The sequence below is a fragment of the Azospirillum sp. TSO5 genome (assembly GCF_003116065.1).
Classification (GTDB): domain Bacteria; phylum Pseudomonadota; class Alphaproteobacteria; order Azospirillales; family Azospirillaceae; genus Azospirillum.
Genome location: NZ_LGQY01000139.1, coordinates 1 through 20,364 on the forward strand (window position 1 = coordinate 1; position 20,364 = coordinate 20,364).

Sequence of the window (20,364 nt, forward strand, 5' to 3'; positions counted from 1 at the left end):
GCACGCCTTGCCGATCTGCTCCCCTGGAACTGGAAGCCCGCCGTCAACGCCTGATCCGGTGCGATCACGCTCCGCTTACGCTGATCCGGCCGGGGCTCGGGTTCAAGAGCTTCCACACCGCACGCTGGACGATCACCGGCTACGAGATCCTGGCGATGGTGTGCAAAGGACAGGTCACGGCAATTCCCGCCAACGACATGCCCTCCCGGGCGTCCTTCATTGCCAGCCTGTTCAGGATGGCAGCCTAAAGACTCGGCCTCCGCGGCTTTCCGCGCCCGCTATCAAAATTTGCAACAGAGCCGCTCCGATCGCCACTGATACCGCCGAGCCTAAGCATTGACACATGGGAGCCACGGGTAGTTGGTTAGGGAGCGTAGGCGCCCTGGCGTGGCGGTGAGGGCGTTCCAGGCGTCGCAGCAGGCTTGGACGACGGCGTCGTAGTCGTCCAGGAGCCGGTGGGAGATGAAGCGCTCGCGCAGGTACAGCCAAACGCGCTCCACGGGGTTCAACTCGGGACTGTAGGGTGGCAGGGGCACCAGTGTGACGTTGGCGACGGACCAGCAACAACAATCAGAGAGTTTGTGTCGAGGGCAAGATCGGACGCTGGACGCAGATTCTTGGCGATGGCTTGCGCTTCCACACCGATCAGGCCCAGGCTACCGAGGTCGCCATCGGCGTGTTCGTCCTCAATCGCATGCTCGATCTCGGACGCCCGGAGTCTGTCCGCCTTGCCTGAGCAATGGCAGGATAAGGGCGAACCCTGACATCCGCCACCTCCGTGCAACACGCTGCGTCCCGCTCTACTTGTCCACCTTGTCGAAAGCCACCAGTCCGGCCTTTTTGCACCAAGCTCGATCCGGCCCCGACCCCAAGCGTTTCGAGAGCATGTTGCCGCCATGCTCTCACTTGCGGTCCAGCGGGAACAGGGCGTTGGGCAGATGCAGCCGCCGCACGGCACCTTCGTAAAGCCGGACGATGGCCGGCGTCAGCACCCGGTCGACGATGGGACGTGCCGGAAGGACCAGCAGCGATGAGGTGGCGGAGACCAGAAATGCACCCGCCATGTCCACAGGAAAGTGAACGCCAAGATAGATGCGCGCCCATGCGACGCCGACCCCAAAGGCCATCATCCCCCAGCCTAGCCGCTGCCAGGCTCCTCGCAGCAGCAGACTGATCCCGATCGTCCACATGAAGGTCGCGTGGTCGCTGGGGAAGGATGAATTTGCGGCGTGCGGGATCAGCTGATGCCCCAATCCGATCATGAAGGGGCGCGGATGATGCCAGAGCGCGCCAATCGCCGCGTTGACCAGCGCCGCCGTCAGCAGGGCGCAGCCGGCACCGACCAGGACGGCGCGTCCATCGCGCCGTCCCCACACCCACAGCGCCGCGACCAGGGCCGCGACCAGCATCACCACGTCGTCCGCCAGAAAACGCGCCAGCATGAGAAGCCCGGCCGGCGGATCGGGGGGAGCGTTCAGCAGAAGGAACAGATGTTGGTTGAGAGCTTCCATAAGCGGGGTCCGATCGTTTCGATTCGATGACAGGCAGGGCAAACAAATGGCCGTGACGCTTGCGCGTGTGTGGACGCAAACGGCCAAAACGTTCGGCTGAACCTGGGAGAGTGACGGGGATTGCAATCAGTCCATATGTTTGCGGACCCGGATGCCGAATTTCTTCACCCGGTGCCACAGGCTCCGCTCCGTGATGCCGAGCCGCTTGGCGGCATCGGCCTGGATACCATCGCTTTCCTGCAAGGCATCGGTGAGGAACTTGCGTTCGATCCGCTCCAGTTCGGCATCCAGGTCGGTGGGCAGTCCGGCGGCCCGGGCCGGCGGCGGTCGGTCCTCGAAGATGTAGGTCGGCAGGTCGTTCACCTCGACCATCGCGCCCCGGGCGACGATGACCGCGCGCTCCACGCAGTTCTGGAGTTCGCGGATGTTTCCCGGCCAGTGATAGGCCGTCATCGCCGACAGCGCCGGACGGCTGAAGCCCGTCAGCCGTTTGCCCATCGCTTTCGCGTGACGGGCAAGGAGATGGCCGGCCAGATCCTCCAGATCGCCGGTGCGCTCCCGCAAAGCCGGAAGACGGATCGGAAACACGTTCAGGCGGTAATACAGATCCTCACGGAAGGCCCCGCGCTCGACCTCGCGGCGAAGATCGCGATGGGAGGCCGCGATGAACCGGACATCGACGGTCACGGTTCTGGTGCTGCCCACCATCTCGAAGCTCTGCTCCTGGATCGCGCGCAGCACCTTCACCTGCAGCGCAAGCGGCATGTCGCCGATTTCGTCCAGGAAGAGCGTTCCGCCATCCGCAGCGGAAAAGCGCCCCTCGCGATTGGCGACCGCTCCGGTGAAGGCCCCCTTCACATGACCAAACAGCTCGCTTTCCAGCAGATTTTCCGGAATCGCCGCGCAGTTTACCGCGATGAAGGGCTTGTTGCACCGCTGGCTGTTGTCATGGATGGCGCGGGCCACCAGTTCCTTTCCGGTGCCGCTCTCGCCCTGGAGCAGGACGGTCGCTCGACTGTCGCAGACCTCCGTGATCTGCCGCAGGACCGCCCGGAACGGGTCGCTGGTCCCCACGAGGCTGCCGAAATCGTATTTTTCCCGCAGCTCTTCGCGCAGACGCCGGTTGTCGGCCTCAGTTTCCTTCAGCCTCAGCGCGCGTTCGATGGTCGCGACGAGATCGTCGATCTCGAAGGGTTTGGAGATGTAATCGAAGGCACCCTCGCGGACCAGCGCCACCGCATCGGGGACGGAGGCGTAGGCGGTGACGATCACCACCGGAATCTCCGGCCGAGCCGACTGGAGCGCGGCGAGAAGCGCGCGTCCATCCATTCCCGGCATGCGCAGATCGGTCAGGATCAGGCTGACCCGGTTGTCTTCCAGCCAGGCCAGGGCGGCCGTGGCGGAGTCGACGAAGTGTACCGGAAATCCACGGGCTTGCAGGGCCACCGCCGTCACTTCCGCCAGCCGGACTTCATCGTCGACGATAAGGATCACGGTCGCTCCTCCTCAATCTCGGGCATCAGGGGCAGCCGGAGGACGAAGGTGCTGCCGGCGGCGGCCGCGCTGACGAAGCGGATGCTTCCGCCATGGCGTTCCAGGATGTCCTGAACGCGCGCCAGCCCCAGGCCGGTTCCCCGCCTTTTGGTCGTCACGAAGGGTTCGAAGATGCGGTCGCGCAGGTCTTCCGGAATTCCGACCCCGGTGTCGCCGACACTGACGACCACCTCGTCCCCCTCTTGCAGGGCCGTCACGGTCAGCGTTCCTCCCTCGGGCATCGCCTCCATCGCGTTCAGCAGAATGTTGATGAGCGCCTGATGCAGTTGGGCGGCGTCGCCCTGCACCGCGAGCCGTCCCGCCGGCAACTCCACCTGCGGAACGATGCTCCGGCGGGCCATCTCGCCGGCGGTGAATTCCAGAACGTCGCGCAGCTCGGCGGCGAGGTCGACGGCCTGCCGCAGGGCGGTCTTTGGCCGGGCGTAGTCCAGCAGTTCCTGCACCAGCGCCTCCATGCGGCCGACCTCGTCCAGCACGAAGCCGATCAGCCGGTCGGTCGCCGCCGGCGGCTGCGACTTCATGCGCAGAACCTGGCTGGAGGTCTTGATGATGCCCAGCGGATTGCGGATTTCGTGCGCGATCACCGCCGCCGCCTCGCCCAGGATCGCCAGCTTCTCGCGCCGCCGCACCAACTCCTCGCGCTGCCGCAGCGTATCGAGCTGCTCCGTCATGCCGTTGAAGCCGACGGCGAGCTGTTCCAGTTCCCGGCCGCCCCGGACCGGCACGCGTGCCGCGTAATCGCCTTCATGCACGCGGCGCAGGGCCTGGGTCAGGCTGTTGAGCGGGCGGGAGATCAGCTTGGACAGGGACAGGGCGACTATCAGGGAGATCATGCCCGCGACCGCCACCAGCAGGACGAAAAGCTCTAACGTGCGGACGTGGGACAGCAGGGAGACCTGATCCGAGATGCGGCAGGCGACCACCCCCATGAGGCTGCCGTCGGTGTCGCGCAGGGCAGCGAAGCCGGTGGCGAAACTGTCCGACGCGAACATCCTGGCGGTGACGCTGTGCGCCCCGGCGGCAAGCCGGTCCAGAACGGACGGCGGAAGCTGGACGTCCTCGTCACGGCCGGTGCTGACGGCGGCGGCCTTCCCGTCGGAAATTGCGAACACCTGGACCTTCAGCGACGGGCTGGCGCCGGCGATGTTGATCATCGTCCCGTCCCAGCGGTCGCCGACGAAGACGAAATAGGTCTGCCCCTCATGCTGGAGCCGCTTGGCCGATCCAAGAAGCAGAACCGGATGGCCACCGTCGTCGACGACGAAGAAGCGGCTGCGCTGCCGGCGCGGCAGCCACGCCCCGTCGCCGAGCATGCCATGGGCGAACAGGATCTGCCCATCGCCGCGATAGACCGCGACGGCATCGTACCCGACCGAGGTCAGCAGGCCGGTGGACATCTCCATCAGCTTCTTGTCGAGGTTGCCCCCATCGGCGGCCAGACTGGCAGCGACAATGGATGCCGCCTGCCTCGCTTCGTTCTGCTCGTCGGCCGAACGCTGGGTGACGAAGATCGCCGCGTCCTGAAGCCAGCGCTCCATGTTCTCGCCGAACAGGCCGGAAACGAGATCCGCCATAACGAGGCTGGCGACGAGCACGGGAAATGTGCTCACCGACAGGAAAGCGATGACCAGCCGCCAGCGCAAAGTGATGGCACCGAACATCGAATAGGCGCGCTTGCCCCCGTGGCAGGACTTCGGCACCGTTTCTCCCCCGCCCGCCGTCATGGCGACGCCGGCCGTTGCGACCGGTCCGCCTCCCGGTCACGCCGAAAGCGCAGGTCGGGATCCCAGCGGTCGAAGGCCAGCCAGGGAGCGGCGAGGCGGATGATCCGGTCGAGCAGGCGGTTCCGGCAGCGCACGTAATTAGTGGACGGAACCAGCGCGCTTCCAAAGCGCAGCTTCGCGGCATAGGCGGTCTGCCCCGTCTGCAGCGTCGTCCGTCCGGTCCCGATGGCCCAGCGCACGTTCTCCATCCAGCTCACCGCATAGAGATTGTGGTCGCGCGCTAAGGGATAAGCCATGCCGAGGAACTTGTCGATCACCCTGCCCTGCTGGACGAAGAGGAGGTTGAAAGCGGCCAGATGTTCCCCAACCCAGTACAGCACGAATTCGACCTGTCCGGGCATGGCCTCCGTCACGGCACGGAAATAGCCCTTCGGCAGGTCCTCGAACTCGCCGTAACGCAGCTGGCTGTTGGTGCGCGTGCTGTCATAGAGGGCCTCGATCCGGTCGGCCACGTCGTCGATCCGGTCGCGATGCTCCACCCTGATCGCCGCCCGGCTTTTCAGCTTCCGGCGCAGATCCTTGCGGGTCGCCGCCGAAAGGGTGGCGAGATAGCCGGCTTCGTCGAGGCCGGCCAGATCGAGCAAAGCCACCGGCAGCCCGGGGACAGCGGTGAAGCGCCGGCCGGCCAGCAGCGGCGCCAGCCAATCCGCTTCGGGCATCGATACATCCTTGAACACGATCAGCAGGGCGCCCGAGCGTGCCGCCTCTTCCTCCAGCAGGGCAAGCATCGCGTCGACGGCGCCGGCGCGCTCCTCGGGAGTCAGCCCCGGCCGGACCGACAGATGGCAGCGCTCCGCCAGGGGCGAGCCGACGCCCAGCATTCCCCAGCGCATCAACCGGGGAAAGCAGCAGTCGAGCAGCCGTCCGACCGCGGCTAGCCGCCCCTGAAAGGGCGTATCGAGCCGATATTCCATGCGGAAGAGCGGAAGGCCGAGGACGAGGCCCCGCTCGTCGAAGACCGCGGCCGCCAGATCATTGCCGCAGGCGCGGTAATAGTCCCAGCCTTCGGCCTCCCCCGGTTGGCCGGACGCCCAGCCGTCGGCCGGCAGCGCCGCGATGCCTGGAACGATCCGGGCCTGCAATCCGCCATGCTCAGCCATTGCCGCCCTCCCCCGTCTGGTGGAGGTGCAGGGCGGCATCCGGACCGGCAGCGAGCGCGGCGACGAACGAGGCGGTGCGCCGGGCGACGAGATCCCGCTGCCGGTCCACGGTCACCAGATGGTAGGAATCCTCCAGGATCAGCGCCTCCACCCGTCCGCCCAGACGCTTTTGCAGATGGAAGGCGTTGGACAGGCCGGCGGTGTCGTCCTCCCGCGCATGGACCAGCAGCGTCGTCTGCCGGATGTCGGGCAGCAGCGGGCGCAGCTCCGCCGTCAGGCGCCACATTTCCCGGATGGCGACGGCAGGGGTGGACAGCAGGCCGGCGCCGTTGGGATCGCCGCTCTGCATCGCCCGCAGCACCAGCGCCCGGATGCGCGGATCCTTCACGCCGTAAGGCTCCCGCTCGACGAAGGCGTAGCGCTCACCGAAGGGCAGGTGGATCACCAGCTTCAAAAGAAAGCTGTAGAAGGGGATCGCCCAGCCGTCATACCACAGCGTCGGCGCCAGCATGACGAGGCCCTGCACGCGCTGGGGCTGCGCCCAGGCCAGACGGGCGGCGAGCAGGGCCCCCATCGATAATCCGCCGACGGTCACCAGATCGCAACTCTTCTCCAGCCGGTTCAGCCCGGCCTCCACGCTGGCATACCAGTCACGCCAGCCGGTCGCCGTCAAATCCTCCGCGGTGCCGCAGTGACCGGCGAGCTGGCAGCACAGCACGGTGATCCCGGCCTCCTGCAACCGGCGGCCCAGGGTCTTCAGTTCCACCGGCGTGCCGCCCAGCCCATGGACCAGCAGCATGCCCGGACGGTGCCGGCCGATGCCGGCCCCTTGCAGAAAGATCGTCCGGTCCGCCGTCATGATGTCCAAAGCCCCATCGCCGCCATCTCGTCGACGGCCTGCATGATCCGAATGTTGGTGGTGTCGTTGATCGCCGCCGCGGTGCGGGGATCGGGTTCCGGCAGACGCGGCCGGTCTGCCGCCGACAGTAGGGCGCGGAAAGGATCGGAGAAGATGGGGCGCGAATAATCGCCGCAGACGTCCATGCCGAGAATCCGCCGGCGACCGGCCAGCCGCCGCACCAGCGCCAGCACCGCGTCCAGCATCAGGCCGCCCTGGTCCCAGTTCGTGACCGCCTCCGCTGGGATCAGCGCATCCTTGTCGAGAGTAACCCACAGCGGCAAAAGTGGAAGCCGGGCATCGAACCCGTCCACCACCTCGGCCCAGGACCGCCCTTCCAGGCATTGCCAGACGATGCGCCCGTTGCGGGTCGCACAGCCCGGCCCCTCCACCGGCCGACCCCACACACGGCTTGGCGCCGCGCGCCAGGGATGCACCTCCAGCCTGCCCTGGCGGATCGCCTCCAAATTCGCGAAGGCCAATTGCGGGCGGATGAAATCGTCGCTGGCCGGGCCGACGGTGACGATCCGGTGCACCGACGGCAGTTCCAAAGCCCAGTTGACCCAGGCGCCGCAATTCGAGGTCGCCGGCCACCCCGTCCAGTCGGGATGGTTGTCGATGTGCAGCACCAGGACGGGACCGGACAGCGCTTCAAGGAACAGGGTCGCAAGATGATGAAAGTCGCCCGAACCGTAGAAGATCAGCGGCGGCGGACCGTCGGCGATCGGAAATGCAGCGGCGATCCGCTGGCGCAGGCTCGACAACGCCGCCTTTCCCGCGACGATACGCAGCCGGGACGCGAGGTCGCGCGCACCGATCCGCGTCATCGATCCGCCGGCGAGACGCCGCTGCATGCCGGGCAGAGGCATCAGCGAACCGTCCAGATCGATCAGCAGGGATCGCACCGGCGCTGTCCCGGCATCGGGCGCCGGACGGCCGAGGGGAGCGTCAGGCATGGTGACGAAGCCCATTCGGAACCTCGCCGGCGGCCGCAGGACGGACCCGCTCCAGCCAGTCCTCGAAAAGCGGGGCAAGGTCGCCGAAGCCGGAAAAGGCGGTGTGACGAATGCCGGACCGGTCGCAGTGGGCCGCCAGCCGGCCCTTGGCGAACACCGCATCGGCCTGCTCGGCCGCACAGAAATCTGACCGGCCGTCGCCGACCAGCGCGGCAATGCGGCCATCCGACAGCTTGGGGCCCACCTTCACCACGGAAGCGGAAAAGCGGCTGCACTTGCAGTTCCCGGCCGCGCTCGCGCAGTCCGGCCGGGCATGGGGAAACTCCAGCTGCCAGCGGTCGCCGCCCTGCCAGCGCAAGCGGTTCGACAGGACCGGCACATCGAACCCCAGCCGCCGCAGCACGCTGCGCGCCACACGGTCCAGCCCGTCCGACAGGACAGTCACCGCCAACCCGCGCCGGCGGCAGAGCGCCATGAAGGCTGGAAAATCCGGATCGACCTCGATCCCGCCGGCAAAGCCGTCGAGGTCGGCCGGAAGCGCGCGCAGCAGCGCGACCTGCCGGGCCATGCAGTCGCGCGAGCCGATCTTGCCACTGGCCCAGGCATCCTCCACCGCCTCCCAGCCGGGATCGGCGAAGCGTTGCAGGATCAGGTCGGTGGTATCCTCGCGGGAAATCGTGCCATCGAAGTCGATGAACAGGGAAATCGGCTGGTGCAAGGCGATGGTGTTCCGTTGTCCGCACGCCTGGCGGTGGGCCGGCGTCGCCAACCCTCCCGATAGCAAGCGGCGGGCCAGGAGCAGGGAGATGGCTGTAAGCTCTGGCTTTGCGTCACCGGCCATCCGTCTCCCACCGGACCACGAGCTACAAATTTTGTAGCTTCCCCCGAGTTTTGATGGTTTCGGCAGCCGTCAAGGCGCCGCTTTCCGTTGCCCGGCATCCTTGATACGGCGCGGCGGTCGGAACCCCTGCGGTCCTTGCACCGCAAGGGATCGAGGGCATCCGGGGGGCACGGCGGGCGGCGGACGGCACCATCCGTCGCGACGGTGGCGGTCAAGGTGGAACGGCGGATGCAGAGGCGGGCTGGCCGGTCTCCGCCGGCGATCCATCAATTGGCCACAGCAGGCAATCTTTCGATGACGTCAAGCTATCAGCAGCCGGACCGCACCCGACGGAGCGCGGCCCTGTTCGAGCAGGCCCGCGGCCTGATTCCGGGCGGTGTCAACAGCACGGCCCGCGCCACCTGGTCCGGCTGGGATCCCTATCCCCTGTTCGTGGAGCGGGGAACCGGATCGCGTGTGACCGACGCCGACGGCAATGAATACATCGATTATCTCCTGGGGCTCGGGCCGATGCTGCTCGGCCATCGTCCGCCCGCCGTCACCAGGGCCGTGGTCGATTGCATCGAACAGCGCGGCACCGTCTTCGCCCTGCCCAGCGCCGACGAGATCACGCTGGCCCAGAAGATCGTCGCCGTCGTACCGGGCCTGGAGCGGGTCCGGCTGTGCAACACCGGAACGGAGGCTGTGCTCTATGCCGTCCGCCTCGCCCGTGCCTTCACCGGGCGCCACAAGCTGATTCGCTTCGAAGGGATGTATCACGGCTTTTCGGACGGGGTTTACTGGAGCAAGCACCCGAAACTGGACGCCGCCGGCCGCGACGACGCCCCGGTGGCGGTGCCGCAGGGGCCGGGCCTGCCCCGCGGCGTCGGCGAGTCCCTGATCATCCTGCCATGGAACGACGTTGAGGCCCTGCGCAGCACGCTGGAGCGCGAGGGCGACCAGGTCGCCGCGGTGCTGAGCGAGCCGATCATGTGCAACACCGGCTGCATCCTGCCCGAGCCGGGCTATCTGGAGGCCATGCGCGAGCTGACGCACAAGCATGGCGTCCTGATGATCCTCGACGAGGTCATCACCGGCTTCCGCATCGCGCTGGGCGGCGCCCAGAGCCATTACGGCATCACCCCCGACCTGTCGGTCTTCGCCAAGGGGCTGGGCGGCGGCTTCCCGGTGGCGGCGATGGGCGGGCGGCGCGACGTGATGGCGCTGGTCGAGAACGGTACCGTGTCGATTGCCGGAACCTACAACGCCAACATGATCGCGGTCTCCGCCGCCAACGCCACTTTGGACGAGCTGGCGAAGCCGGGCATGTACGAGCGGCTCTATTCCGTCTCCGACCGGCTGCGCGAAGGGTTGGACCGGCTGGTCCGCGACCTGCGCATCCCCGCCCATGTCGTCGGCCTCGGCCCCGTCTTCCAGCTTTGGTTCGCCGACAAGCCGATCCGCAACTACCGCGACGCCGTCCGCCATGCCGACCACGACGCCTTCCGCCGCTGGTGGGAAGGGATGCTGGGCCGCGGCGTGCTGTTCCATCCCGGCGCCTACGAGAACCTGTTCGTCTCCTTCGCCCACAGCGAGGAGGACATCGATCAGACGCTGGCGGCTGCCCGCGAGACGCTCACCGAAATGATGGTCGCGTGAACCGGCTGACAGCCTGCGCCCTGGCCGCCGCCGCCCTGACCGGGGTGGCGGCCGGACTGCCCGAGGCGGCGTTCGCCGACGGTGCCACTACAGAACCGGCGGCGGGCGGCCCCACCCTGGCGCTCGGCGCCGGGGTGGTCGCACAGCCCGCCTATCCGGGAGCCGCGCGCACCGACTGGTCGGCAACCCCCTATTTCAGTGCGGAGTTCGGAAAAAGCCTCGCCATCGACTCGCTCGATGGGATCCGGGTGACGGTCCTGCACGAGGGCGTCCTCAGCCTGGGCGCCATCGGCCGCTACCAGCCGGGACGGTCCAGCCGGTCCCTGCCGGCCCGGCTGCGCGGCCTGAACGGGCTGTCCGACACCGCCGAGCTGGGTGGCTTCGCGACGGTCGAGAGCGGCCCCGTCTCGCTCGATCTCATCGGGACGGAGGAGGTCAGGCACGGCCGGCGCGGCGCCGTTCTGGAAGCCCATGCCGCCCTGTCGCTTCCGCTGGGCGATCCGGCGGACCAGCAGGGCTTTTCCCTGGGGCCCTTCGTCAAGGCGGCCAACCAGTCCTACCTGCAACGGAATTTCGGCGTGGACGCCGGGCAGGCGGCGGCGACCGGCCTCGACGGCTTCAGCCCGCATGCCGGCATCGATTTGGCGGGGCTGGAGGCCAACGGTGCAGTGACGCTGATCGACCGCTGGTCGGTGCGAGGTTTCGCCAGCTGGGGCCGGCTGGTCGGCAGCGCCTCCAACTCCCCGATCCTGCGGGACGGGGGCCGCGGCAGCCAGCTGTCCAGCGGCCTGTTCCTTGTCTTCACGCCATGAGGGTGTCGCCCGTGAGGTTACGTCCATGACCGGGCTCGCCATGATCGCCTGGTTGGTGAACATGCTCTGCGACACGCTGGGACAGCTGTCCTTCAAGGCCGCCGCCGGCCATCCCGGCGACGGCTGGGCGCGCTGGCGGGGCATGGCGGCCGGCCCCTGGCTGTGGGCCGGGATCGGTTGCTTCGTCGTCGAGTTCTTCGCGTGGCTCGCCTTCCTGTCGCTGGTGCCGCTGTCCACCGGGGTTCTGCTCGGCTCGATCAACATCGTGCTGGTGATGGCCGCCGGACGGCTGCTGTTCGGCGAGCGGATCACCCGCCTGCGCTTCGCCGGCATCCTGCTGATCGCCGCCGGGGTGACCGCGGTGGGGGCGGGAAGCTGATGCGCCGCGGGATCGCCTTCGGCTTCCTGTGCCTGCTCGGCTTCGACGTGATGGGGCAGCTCAGCTTCAAGGCGGCGGCGCTTGCCGCCCTGCCGATGTCGCCCGACACCGCCTGGATCCTGCGCGTGCTGGCAGAGCCGGTGCTCTATCTGGCCTTTCTCGGCTATCTCGGCGCCTTCGTCACCTGGATGTCGCTGCTCAAGCATGCCCCCATCGGCCCCGCCTTCGCCGCGTCCCATCTGGAGGTGGTGGCGGTGATGCCGCTGGCCGCCCTGCTGTTCCACGAGGCCATCGGCTGGCCGCAGATGGTCGGCGCCGCCGCGATCCTGGCGGGAATCCTGTGCCTCGCCCTGGAGGAGTCCGAATCGGAGCCGGGGATCTGACGTAAATTCACCGCTTGTAAAGCCTGCGCGGTACGGATTGTTTTATTCAAAGCCACCAGCCATTCGGATGCGATGACACCTGGACACCACCCGCCGCCCATCCCGCCCGGCTCCCTGCTGTTAAAGGCCGACCGGCTGCTCGGCCGGATCGTCGGGATGGGGCGCTGGCTGGTCTTCGCCGTCACCTTGCTGCTGTTCCGCAATGGCCGCTGCGCGACCTCTTGCAGGCCTATTCGCACGAGGCCAACGATCTGGCCCAGTGGCTGTTCGCACTCTACGTCTCGATGGCCGTTCCCTATGCCACGCGGGCCGGCACGCATCTCGCTGCCGACAGTCTGGGCCGCCGGCTGCCGCAGGCATTGCGGTCGCGGATGAACGCCCTGGGCGCCCTCCTGGTGCTGGTTCCCTGGTCGCTGTTCATCCTGGTCACCGGCTGGGGCATGGTGTCCCGCTCCGTCCTTCAACTGCAAACCTTTCCCGACACCTTCAATCCCGGCCACTTCATCGTAAAGGCCAGCGCCTGGCTGATGGCCCTGCTGACCCTGGCCCAGGCCCGGGCTCGACACCGCCCGCGGGAGGAGCTGAGCATGGAAGCTGCCGGCTTGGCGATGCTGGTGCTGGTCGCGGCGCTGCTGACGACCGGTCTGCCGGCCTGGATGGTGCTGATCGGCATGTCGCTGTCCGCCGCCGCGGTGGGGGTGGCGGCCGGCGGGCTGGACGGGGGACTGCTGGTGGCGCTGGCGCCGCCCCCCGAACAGGCACCCACCGCCGCCGAAAACCATAATGTTGCCGCGGTGTTCAGGGCCCGGACATAGGTCCGCTCCTTCATGATGACGCCGGCACCGAGGAAGCCGATGCAGGACACCACATAGGCGACGATCCGCGTCGCCCCCTCGGGGCCGAGCAGCCGCATGCCGATCTCGGCAAAGGCGGCCGCCCCAACGGCGACCAGCACGTTGGTGCGCAGCCCGGCGGTCCGCTACTGGTACTGGCGTTTGAAGCCGATCAGCGCCCCCACAACGAAGGCAAGGGCGAAGCGGACGAAGGTGTGGCGGCCACGGCGGCATCGGACAGGTCAAGCTGCATCCGTCACCCTCCCGCCCTGCGGATCGCTTGGCACAGGCTGTCCATCGTGATCAGGCTCGGAGTGGCCGATGACCCGGACGATGTCCGGCCAGCGGCCACGCAGGTCGCGTTCCAGGACGTCGATTGCGTCATGAACCGCCACGACGGTCGTCCCCGGCACCACATGGCTGTGAAACGTCACCACCAGACCGGCGGCGCTGCGGCGAACCCGCAGATTGTGGACATCCCGCAGCGGACCAGCGATGGGAAGGGATGCCGACAGATGCGCCCTGATGGCCCGCAGCAGTTCCGGTTCGGCATCCACACCGGTCAGGGCGTTGTCCTGCAACGGCTCGATATGGCTCTCGACCTCGATGTCGGTGCCCAGTTCCTCCCGGATCGAAGCCTCCAGCCGCGAGGACAGCGCATGCGCCGCCTCGATCGGCAGCGAGCCGTCGACCTCCAGGTCGAAACCCACCGCCAGACGCCCGTTCACCCGCTGGACGGTGACATGGTGGACGGCCAGCCCCAGCCCGGCGGCGCGCACCGCCACCCGGTCCATCACCGTCTCGTCGTCGAGCGCCAACGGATGGGTGGCGACGGTAACCTCGGCCTCGGACATCTCGGCCTGGACGGCCCCGATTGCCCGCTCGCGGAGCGCTGCCGCGGCGTCGAGCGTCAGGGTCCGTCCGACCAGAAGGTCGAGGTCGACGAACAGCACGCTGCCGGCCGGGCGGACCCGCACGCGCTGGACCCCGGCGATGCCCGGCAGGTCCCTCACCACCGCCTCGACCCGGTCCGCCGTGCCGGCCGGTGCCGCATCGATCAGCGTGTCGATGGTCCGCCGACCGAGTTGATAGCCGGCATGGCAGACGAAGACCGACACACCGATGGCCGCCAGCGCATCGCCCTTGGGATAGCCGAGCCACACCAGCCCCAACCCGATCAGCACGACCGCCGAACTCAGGATGTCGGAGGAGAAATGCAGTGCGTCGGCTTCCAGCGCCTGGCTGCGGGTTTCCTTGGCGACGCGCGACAGTTCGCGCGCACGGTAGGCATCGACGGCGATGCAGACCACCACCACCGCGACCGACCACCAAGTCGCCTCGACCTCGACCCCGCCGTCGATCAGGCGGCGGACCGCTTCGTAGGCGATCCAGGCGCTGGTCAGGAACAGCAGCCCGGTCTCCGCCAGTGCGGCGACGCTTTCGATCTTGCCGTGGCCGTAGGGGTGCCCGGCATCCGCCGGCTTGTCGCTGACCCGCACGGCGAACCACGTCATCACCGTGGCACCGAGGTCGAGCAGGCTGTGCAGCCCTTCCGACAGCAGCCCGAGGCTGCCGGTGGACAGCCCGACGCCGAACTTGCCCACCGTCATCGCCCCGCTGGCCAGAATGGAGCCGAGCGCCACGGTTTCCTTTTCACTGCTCATTCTCGTCTCCCCCGGGGGCGGCGGCGCACAGAAACCCGGCTGGTGAAGAGCGTCACCATGGTCCACCTCTGATCGGTTCGAAGACGACGGGCCGCGGGTGGATCTCTGCAAGAGATCAGCCCGCGAACGGCGTCCTCAAGGGTATGGGAGTAGATCGACTGCTGGGGCTTTCCATCTCTTGCCTCTTCGATCCGGCCGCCGGCCCGGCTGGTCGGGCGGACAGGATCGATCATGCGGTGAGGATGCCGCTCCTCTACTCCCCCGGCCGGACAAGATCAAGAGCGGGAGCGCCCGTTCTCGCTCTTCATAAAAGCGTCACGGTCATATTTTGCCAGCGGCAACGAGGACTGCGATGGCTCTCGATACTGCACTGTATAGCGTCTAAATTTTAAAATCAGTTCATGAAGATGTATTCATTCGCGGCCGATGATCCCCTCCGGCAAAAGTGGCGGTATTGGCTAAACAGCGCATGCAGATGGAAGCTCGGCGATCCGGTTCGCCACGCCTGCCGGTGCCTCAATGCCTGCTATCGTCCGAGGTTCTCAGCATGCCGCTCGACAGCGAGTTCGGCGCGTTGTCCACACTGGTCAAGATCGTCTTCGTCGATCTTCTGCTGAGTGGCGACAATGCCGTGGTCATCGCGCTTGCCTGCCGTGGGTTGCCACCGTTGCAGGCGCGCCAAGCCCTGTTGTTCGGCACCGGGGCGGCCATTCTCCTGCGTGTCGTGCTGACGGCGCTTGTCACCGTGCTGCTGTACGTTCCGTTCCTCAAGCTGGTGGGGGCCGCGGCCCTGCTGGCGATCGCCATCGAACTGGCCGGCTCGCCCGGCGATGCGGACGACGAGACCGGCGATGCAAATCCGGCACAGCGCCTGTTCGCGGCAATCGTCATGATCGTGGTTGCCGATGCGTCGATGAGCCTCGACAATGTCGTCGCTCTCAGCGCGGTCACCCATGGAAACCTGCTGCTTCTGCTGTTCGGCCTGTGCCTCAGCATTCCCCTGCTGACCTCAGGCAGCCTGGCCATGACCGCGCTGGTCAACCGTTACCCCGCGTTGGTGACGGCGGGCGGCGTCCTGCTTGGGTGGATCGCCGGCGATCTCGCCGTTTCCGACCCCTTGATCGCCGGCTGGGTCGACCGGGAAGCATTCGCGCTAGCTTATGCGACCCCATTGGCGGCGGCGATCTTCGTCTGGGCGAAGAGTCGGATGATGGTCAGGGAACCGAAACGGAATGCCCCGGCAAAGCCGGCGAAACGGATGGCCGTTCCGGCATTTTCCCTCCCTGCCTCCGGTCCATCGGTAGCCTGGACCATACACTCGGAATCGGCACTCACGGATCGCTACGGCGGTATTGCGGACCGGGCAACCGGGATTGCGGTTCCTGCGGCTGTTTCGCAGTCAAGCGGAAGCAGGGTAAAGCTGTTCATTTATGCGGTGTCCGCGATCACTGTCGCAATCGGTATTTATCTGATCGGCGCCCTTGGCAGCGCCTTCACGATCATTCACCAAAGCACCGAACATTCGCGCCAGACGATCACCGATCCGTCTTGTCCGGAGACGGTGCTGTCCGCCAACCGCGGTGTCGATCCGGTAACCCTCAATCGCCTCGTTGCGCAATGCCGCACTCGGGCACAGGCCAATCAGTAACGCGGCCGTCGACCGGCCGATCCGGCCCCTTTGAACGCCTGGATGAAGGATCGCAGAATGTCCGAAACGCAGCCCTCCCCTCCTGACGGATCCTGGAGCGGCGACCGGCCACCGGTCGATTTCCTGTCACTCGCCATGGAGAGAATGCGGCAGTTTGCACATCGTCCAGGGGGCACCCGCCGGGATGTCGGACTGGTGGCGGTGCTGTTCGCGGGGCTGTGGGGAGCCTCCGGGATTTACAAGGTTCAGCCCGACGAGCAGGGGGTGGTTCTTCGGTTCGGCAAATGGGTGGAAACCAGTACCCCCGGGCTGCATTACCATCTGCCCTATCCGATGGAATCGGTCCTGCTGCCCAAGGTCACCAGCGTCAACCAGCTTCAGTTGACCCGGACGGACGGCATCGTGACCGCCGCCCGTCCCGCGGCGCGCAACCAGATGCTGACCGGCGACGAAAACATCGTGGAAGCCGATGCCGCGGTGTTCTGGCAGATCAAGGATGCGGGGGCCTATCTTTTCAAGGTATTCGATCCGGAAGGAACCTTGAAGGTGGCCGCCGAAAGTGCCATCCGCGATGTCGTCAGCCGGCATCCCATCCAGGCCGCACTGTCGGACAAACGGCAACAGATCGCCGATCTGGTCAAGGTCGAGTTGCAGAGCCTGCTGGATTCCTATCAGGTCGGCATCTTCATCACCCAGGTCCAGCTTCAAAGGGTCGATCCTCCCTATGCGGTGATCGACGCGTTCAACGACGTCCAGCGCGCGCGGGCGGATCAGGAACGTGCCCGTAACGAAGGCGAAGCCTATCGCAATGACATCCTGCCACGCGCCCGCGGCGAAGCGGAGCGCATCAAGCAGGAGGCGGAGGCCTACAAGGCCCAGACCATAAACATATCCGAGGGAGAGGCCAAGAAATTCGCGGCAATACACCAAAGCTACAAACAGGCGGCAGACGTCACGGCGTGGCGCCTCTATCTGGACAGCGTCGATGAGGTTTTGAGGAAATCGACCAAGGTCATCATTGATTCATCGGGAAAAGGGGTTTCCGGCGTCGTTCCCTACATGCCTTTGTCCGAAGGCAAGCCGGCAACTCAAGCCATGTCCCAGGAGGGAGCACGATGAGGTTTGGCATCTGGATTGCCGCAACGGCCGGTCTCGCGGGCTGGCTCCTGACGAGCAGCCTCTACATGGTGGACGAAACCCAGGAAGCGTTGCTCATCCGCCTTGGCAAGCCGGTCGGCATCGAGACCGCTCCCGGTCTCAAGGTCAAGCTGCCCTTCGTCGATACGGTTGTCCTGTATGACAAGCGGCTGATGCCTCTGGAGCCGCCGGCGGAGCAGATCATTCTCGGCGACCAGAAAAGGCTGGAGGTGGAAACCTACACCCGCTTCCGCATTCGCGATCCTCTGCTGTATCACCAAACCCTGCGTACTCTGGAACAGGCGCGTTCGCAATTGTCCCAAATCGTCAGCTCATCGCTGCGCCGGGAGTTGGGCCAGGTGTCGCTGCCGGTCCTGCTGTCGGAAGAGCGTGCCGCGGTCACGGATCGGATCCGCCGGGAAGTGACCGAAAAGAGCGATACGCTCGGTCTCGAGGTTGTCGACGTTCGCCTGAGGCGGGCGGATTTGCCGGCGGAAACCAGTCAGGCCATCTACGACCGGATGAAGTCGGAACGCGAGCGCGAAGCGAAGGAACTGCGCGCCCAGGGATTCGAATGGGAGCAGCTCATCAAATCGAAGGCGGACCGCGAGCGGACCGTCCTGCTGTCGGAAGCTCAACGCCAAAGCCGCATCACGCGTGGCGAGGCGGATGCGGAAGCCAACCGTCAGTTTGCCGAAGTGGTCGGTAACGATCCCGAATTCTATAAGCTGTACCGCTCTCTTCAGACATATCGACAATCCCTCTCCGACGCCGCACCAACCTTGGTTCTAACGCCTGAGACGGATTTCCTGCAGTTTTTCCGGTCGGGGCCGCCGCGCTGACCGCCGTGGTGCAATCTCCCGAATTGGCAGTGCAGATGCCGGTGCGGCGTTTCGGAGAAGAGTGCATGGGGCTCCCGGCTAAGAGCGGACATGGGGTGCTCCGCCCGCTGCCATAGGCGCAGTCTGCAGAGGATCGGGAAAGACCAGCTGGAAACAGGCCCCACCGTCCACTGCATCTTCGACGATCACCGTTCCGCCATGGGCGGTCATCGTCCGCTGTACGATGGCCAGACCAAGACCCGACCCGCTGCCGCGCCGTTCGGCACGCCAGAACCCCTTGGCGGCGGAGCGCTCCGACAGGGTGTCGATGTGGGCGGCCAGCACGGCGAGCGGCGTGCGAAGCTCATGCGCTGCGTCGGCGGTGAACTCACGCTGAAGACGGAAGCCGTCTTCCAGCCGGTCGAGCACGTCGTTCATTGCGGAAACCAGCGGCGCCACCTCGCGCGGAACACCGCCCAGCGGCAGGCGCATGGCGGTCGTGCCGGGGCCGATGGCGTGGGCCATGCGCGAAAGCAGGCGCAACGGCGCGAGCGTTTGCCGCACGGTCAGGATCGACACGACGAGCAACGCCAGCAGGAACGGTCCGGCCAGCCATCCTCGAAGAAATCGACCAGGATGATGTCCATCAACTCCTGATAATCGGTACCGAGGCGAACCACCTGGACCACCAGCCGCCATTCGCCCCGCCGGATGGGCAGCGCTTCGCCGAAGAAGTTGGCGGGACCGGGACCGTCGGGATTGTACTGATAGAGCGATCCGTCCTCATCCTCCTCCAGATGCTCGGGAACAGGTCCGACCTCCGCGCCTGCGGCCAACAGGATTGCACCGCTGTCGCGATCCCGGATCGCGAACCCGCGGACGGCACGGGCATTCACGTACGAGGCGATCAAGGCCGGCGACAGGTCGATCCGCGGCGCCGGTTCCTCGCCTTCGGCGTGGATCGACCGGGCGATGGCGCGTGCCGTGTCGATCAGCGACTGATCGCGCATGACGCCCGTGGTGGATTGGAAGGCGTACCAAATCCAGCCATAAGCGCACAGGATGGCCACCGCAGTGGTCAGGGACAGCCGCAGGACGATGCGGCCGAGCAGCGACGGCGGCGACATCAAGCTGCGTCGTCCTCTTCCGTCAGCATATTGCCGACGCCACGCAAGGTATGGATCGTCACGCCCGATGGAACGGAAGCGAGCCGTTTGCGCAGGCGGGAGACCATCGCCTCCAGGGAATTGGACGACACGTCGGTGTCGAAGCTGTACAGCCCGTCCTCGAGCAGCCGTTTGGGCACCACCCGGCCGGACCGGCGCAGCAACTGTTCGAGCAGATCGGTCTCCCGCTTCGACGTGACCAGCGGGATTCCCTCCACCGTCACCTGACGGGACAGGGGGTTCCGTTGCAAAGTTTGCCGGCAGACGCGGAGTGCCGCGGCGGCGGCATCATCAGGCAGCAATACCGAACAGATTAGCGATGAAGGTCGCCTGGGCGGGCATGTCGTTGGCGGGCATGGCGGCAACCTGCCCCTTGCGCACCATCGCCAGGATCTCGTAGCCGGCGATCGTCCGGCGCGCGGTGTGGAAGCTCTTGAAGCCGAGCCCCGACCGGACCAACCGTTTGATGCGCCGGTGATCTTGTTCAACGATATTATTGAGGTACTTGACTTGGCGCAGCTTGGCGAAACGCCACAGCTCTCCGGCTTTCTTCATCGCCTTGGTCGCGCTCGGATACGCGGCGTTCTTGTCCACAGTCACGGTACGCGGGTTCACCGTGTGCGCCTGCTTCAAAGCTTTGCGGAAGAAGCGCCGGGCGGCTGCAGTGTCCCGCTTGGCGCTGAGCAGGAAGTCGATGGTCTGCCCGCGGGCATCGACGGCACGGTACAGGTACATCCAGCGGCCCTTGACCTTCACGTAGGTCTCGTCCACCCGCCAGGAGCCGGTGGTCATCCGCAGGTGCGGACGGAGGCGCTTGTCCAGTTCCGGGGCATAGACCTGGATCCAGCGGTAGAGCGTCGTGTGATTGACGGCAACGCCGCGATCGGCCAGCATCCGTTCCAGATCGCGGTAGCTGATCGGGAACTGCAGGTACCAGCGCACCGCCCACAGGATCACCTCCGCCGTGAACTGCCGGCCCTTAAACGGGCTCCTCCTGCTGCGCATCACCGTGTCACCTCAACCGTCGAAAGCGGCCGGGTTTTACCTGATCTCCTCCCGCCGGCAAACTTTGCAACGGAACCCCTCCAGCCACCAACACGCCTGTCCCGCCCAGCCCGCCAGAACCGAGCGGTCGACGGGAAAGCCGTTGCGGGCCAGGTCTGCGCCTGGCGGTAGAAGGGCAGATGATCGCAGTAGCGGCTGGTGATGACGTGCGCCAGCATCGCCGGCGTCGCCATG

At 66.5% G+C, this 20,364-nt stretch carries 20 protein-coding genes and 3 pseudogenes; 9 read left to right on the forward strand and 14 right to left on the reverse strand.

What is annotated here, in order from left to right; translation table 11 throughout:
• Positions 1 to 248 (forward strand): annotated as a pseudogene (locus TSO5_RS32840) (hypothetical protein); the annotation flags it as partial.
• 654 nt (positions 249 to 902) lie between these two features.
• Here TSO5_RS32840 and TSO5_RS28890 read toward each other — a convergent pair.
• The 7 genes from TSO5_RS28890 to TSO5_RS28920 all read right to left on the reverse strand — a co-directional run bounded on the left by TSO5_RS28890 (position 903) and on the right by TSO5_RS28920 (position 8,521).
• A complete protein-coding gene (locus TSO5_RS28890) occupies positions 903 to 1,511 on the reverse strand; it encodes a phosphatase PAP2 family protein (protein WP_109154839.1) in 609 nt (202 codons plus the stop codon).
• A 126-nt stretch (positions 1,512 to 1,637) separates the two neighbouring features.
• On the reverse strand, positions 1,638 to 3,005 hold the full coding sequence (locus tag TSO5_RS28895; RefSeq protein ID WP_109154840.1) for a sigma-54 dependent transcriptional regulator: 1,368 nt from the start codon (positions 3,003 to 3,005) through the stop codon (positions 1,638 to 1,640).
• Positions 3,002 to 4,765, reverse strand: coding sequence for a HAMP domain-containing sensor histidine kinase (locus TSO5_RS28900; protein ID WP_247871013.1), 1,764 nt, complete (start codon positions 4,763 to 4,765; stop codon positions 3,002 to 3,004). Before TSO5_RS28900 ends, TSO5_RS28895 begins: the two co-directional genes overlap by 4 nt.
• A gap of 20 nt (positions 4,766 to 4,785) precedes the next feature.
• Complete coding sequence (locus TSO5_RS28905; RefSeq protein WP_109154842.1) at positions 4,786 to 5,949, reverse strand: GNAT family N-acetyltransferase; 1,164 nt, start codon at positions 5,947 to 5,949, stop codon at positions 4,786 to 4,788.
• Positions 5,942 to 6,808, reverse strand: coding sequence for an alpha/beta fold hydrolase (locus tag TSO5_RS28910; RefSeq protein ID WP_109154855.1), 867 nt, complete (start codon positions 6,806 to 6,808; stop codon positions 5,942 to 5,944). Before TSO5_RS28910 ends, TSO5_RS28905 begins: the two co-directional genes overlap by 8 nt.
• On the reverse strand, positions 6,805 to 7,803 hold the full coding sequence (locus TSO5_RS28915; RefSeq protein ID WP_109154856.1) for a hypothetical protein: 999 nt from the start codon (positions 7,801 to 7,803) through the stop codon (positions 6,805 to 6,807). Before TSO5_RS28915 ends, TSO5_RS28910 begins: the two co-directional genes overlap by 4 nt.
• The gene (locus TSO5_RS28920) at positions 7,796 to 8,521 is read right to left on the reverse strand and encodes an HAD-IB family phosphatase (protein ID WP_158282506.1); all 726 of its coding nucleotides are present in this window, start codon (positions 8,519 to 8,521) and stop codon (positions 7,796 to 7,798) included. The genes TSO5_RS28915 and TSO5_RS28920 overlap by 8 nt, the downstream gene beginning before the upstream one ends.
• 417 nt (positions 8,522 to 8,938) lie before the next feature.
• On the opposite strand from TSO5_RS28920, the gene TSO5_RS28925 reads away from it, so the two are divergent.
• The 5 genes from TSO5_RS28925 to TSO5_RS28945 all read left to right on the forward strand — a co-directional run bounded on the left by TSO5_RS28925 (position 8,939) and on the right by TSO5_RS28945 (position 12,671).
• Entirely contained in the window at positions 8,939 to 10,282 is a 1,344-nt protein-coding gene (locus TSO5_RS28925; RefSeq protein WP_247871014.1) for a glutamate-1-semialdehyde 2,1-aminomutase, read from the forward strand.
• Positions 10,279 to 11,094, forward strand: a complete 816-nt coding sequence (locus TSO5_RS28930) for a MipA/OmpV family protein (protein WP_109154844.1) — start codon at positions 10,279 to 10,281, stop codon at positions 11,092 to 11,094. Before TSO5_RS28925 ends, TSO5_RS28930 begins: the two co-directional genes overlap by 4 nt.
• A 25-nt stretch (positions 11,095 to 11,119) precedes the next feature.
• Positions 11,120 to 11,473, forward strand: a complete 354-nt coding sequence (locus tag TSO5_RS28935) for an EamA family transporter (protein ID WP_109154845.1) — start codon at positions 11,120 to 11,122, stop codon at positions 11,471 to 11,473.
• Positions 11,473 to 11,856, forward strand: a complete 384-nt coding sequence (locus tag TSO5_RS28940) for an EamA family transporter (protein ID WP_109154846.1) — start codon at positions 11,473 to 11,475, stop codon at positions 11,854 to 11,856. Before TSO5_RS28935 ends, TSO5_RS28940 begins: the two co-directional genes overlap by 1 nt.
• Before the next feature lie 221 nt (positions 11,857 to 12,077).
• Complete coding sequence (locus TSO5_RS28945; RefSeq protein ID WP_109154847.1) at positions 12,078 to 12,671, forward strand: TRAP transporter small permease subunit; 594 nt, start codon at positions 12,078 to 12,080, stop codon at positions 12,669 to 12,671.
• Here TSO5_RS28945 and TSO5_RS33540 read toward each other — a convergent pair.
• Positions 12,653 to 12,811: pseudogene (locus tag TSO5_RS33540) on the reverse strand (MgtC/SapB family protein); the annotation flags it as partial. The gene TSO5_RS28945 and the pseudogene TSO5_RS33540 overlap by 19 nt on opposite strands.
• Before the next feature lie 120 nt (positions 12,812 to 12,931).
• Positions 12,932 to 14,353, reverse strand: a complete 1,422-nt coding sequence (locus TSO5_RS28955) for a cation diffusion facilitator family transporter (RefSeq protein ID WP_109154848.1) — start codon at positions 14,351 to 14,353, stop codon at positions 12,932 to 12,934.
• A gap of 547 nt (positions 14,354 to 14,900) precedes the next feature.
• On the opposite strand from TSO5_RS28955, the gene TSO5_RS28960 reads away from it, so the two are divergent.
• Genes TSO5_RS28960 through TSO5_RS28970 form a run of 3 tightly spaced genes read left to right on the forward strand, consistent with a single transcriptional unit; the run spans position 14,901 to position 17,980 of the window.
• On the forward strand, positions 14,901 to 16,001 hold the full coding sequence (locus TSO5_RS28960) for a YjbE family putative metal transport protein (protein WP_158282507.1): 1,101 nt from the start codon (positions 14,901 to 14,903) through the stop codon (positions 15,999 to 16,001).
• 57 nt (positions 16,002 to 16,058) lie between these two features.
• Positions 16,059 to 17,120: an FtsH protease activity modulator HflK gene (hflK, locus tag TSO5_RS28965; RefSeq protein ID WP_247871015.1), complete on the forward strand. Its 1,062-nt coding sequence runs from the start codon at positions 16,059 to 16,061 to the stop codon at positions 17,118 to 17,120.
• On the forward strand, positions 17,117 to 17,980 hold the full coding sequence (locus TSO5_RS28970) for a protease modulator HflC (protein ID WP_109154850.1): 864 nt from the start codon (positions 17,117 to 17,119) through the stop codon (positions 17,978 to 17,980). The genes hflK and TSO5_RS28970 overlap by 4 nt, the downstream gene beginning before the upstream one ends.
• A gap of 78 nt (positions 17,981 to 18,058) precedes the next feature.
• On the opposite strand, the gene TSO5_RS28975 is transcribed toward TSO5_RS28970, so the two are convergent.
• The 5 genes and pseudogenes from TSO5_RS28975 to TSO5_RS28995 all read right to left on the reverse strand — a co-directional run.
• On the reverse strand, positions 18,059 to 18,538 hold the full coding sequence (locus tag TSO5_RS28975) for an ATP-binding protein (RefSeq protein WP_158282508.1): 480 nt from the start codon (positions 18,536 to 18,538) through the stop codon (positions 18,059 to 18,061).
• Entirely contained in the window at positions 18,526 to 19,089 is a 564-nt protein-coding gene (locus TSO5_RS28980; protein ID WP_146203856.1) for a sensor histidine kinase N-terminal domain-containing protein, read from the reverse strand. The genes TSO5_RS28975 and TSO5_RS28980 overlap by 13 nt, the downstream gene beginning before the upstream one ends.
• Positions 19,086 to 19,376, reverse strand: coding sequence for a winged helix-turn-helix domain-containing protein (locus TSO5_RS28985; protein WP_158282509.1), 291 nt, complete (start codon positions 19,374 to 19,376; stop codon positions 19,086 to 19,088). The genes TSO5_RS28980 and TSO5_RS28985 overlap by 4 nt, the downstream gene beginning before the upstream one ends.
• A gap of 40 nt (positions 19,377 to 19,416) precedes the next feature.
• Positions 19,417 to 20,130 carry an IS6 family transposase gene (locus tag TSO5_RS28990; protein WP_109154854.1) on the reverse strand — a complete coding sequence of 238 codons (714 nt, stop codon included), beginning with the start codon at positions 20,128 to 20,130 and terminating at the stop codon, positions 19,417 to 19,419.
• Between the two features lie 78 nt (positions 20,131 to 20,208).
• Positions 20,209 to 20,364 (reverse strand): annotated as a pseudogene (locus tag TSO5_RS28995) (transposase); the annotation flags it as partial.

Bases quoted from the DNA above. Each gene is read 5' to 3' on its own strand.
- TSO5_RS28990 (WP_109154854.1), bottom strand. From the start codon at position 20,130: ATGCGCAGCAGGAGGAGCCCGTTTAAGGGCCGGCAGTTCACGGCGGAG.
- TSO5_RS28910 (WP_109154855.1), bottom strand. From the start codon at position 6,808: ATGACGGCGGACCGGACGATCTTTCTGCAAGGGGCCGGCATCGGCCGG.
- TSO5_RS28940 (WP_109154846.1), top strand. From the start codon at position 11,473: ATGCGCCGCGGGATCGCCTTCGGCTTCCTGTGCCTGCTCGGCTTCGAC.
- TSO5_RS28925 (WP_247871014.1), top strand. From the start codon at position 8,939: ATGACGTCAAGCTATCAGCAGCCGGACCGCACCCGACGGAGCGCGGCC.
- TSO5_RS28960 (WP_158282507.1), top strand. From the start codon at position 14,901: ATGCCGCTCGACAGCGAGTTCGGCGCGTTGTCCACACTGGTCAAGATC.
- hflK (WP_247871015.1), top strand. From the start codon at position 16,059: ATGTCCGAAACGCAGCCCTCCCCTCCTGACGGATCCTGGAGCGGCGAC.
- TSO5_RS28955 (WP_109154848.1), bottom strand. From the start codon at position 14,353: ATGAGCAGTGAAAAGGAAACCGTGGCGCTCGGCTCCATTCTGGCCAGC.
- TSO5_RS28890 (WP_109154839.1), bottom strand. From the start codon at position 1,511: ATGGAAGCTCTCAACCAACATCTGTTCCTTCTGCTGAACGCTCCCCCC.
- TSO5_RS28905 (WP_109154842.1), bottom strand. From the start codon at position 5,949: ATGGCTGAGCATGGCGGATTGCAGGCCCGGATCGTTCCAGGCATCGCG.
- TSO5_RS28915 (WP_109154856.1), bottom strand. From the start codon at position 7,803: ATGCCTGACGCTCCCCTCGGCCGTCCGGCGCCCGATGCCGGGACAGCG.
- TSO5_RS28935 (WP_109154845.1), top strand. From the start codon at position 11,120: ATGACCGGGCTCGCCATGATCGCCTGGTTGGTGAACATGCTCTGCGAC.
- TSO5_RS28970 (WP_109154850.1), top strand. From the start codon at position 17,117: ATGAGGTTTGGCATCTGGATTGCCGCAACGGCCGGTCTCGCGGGCTGG.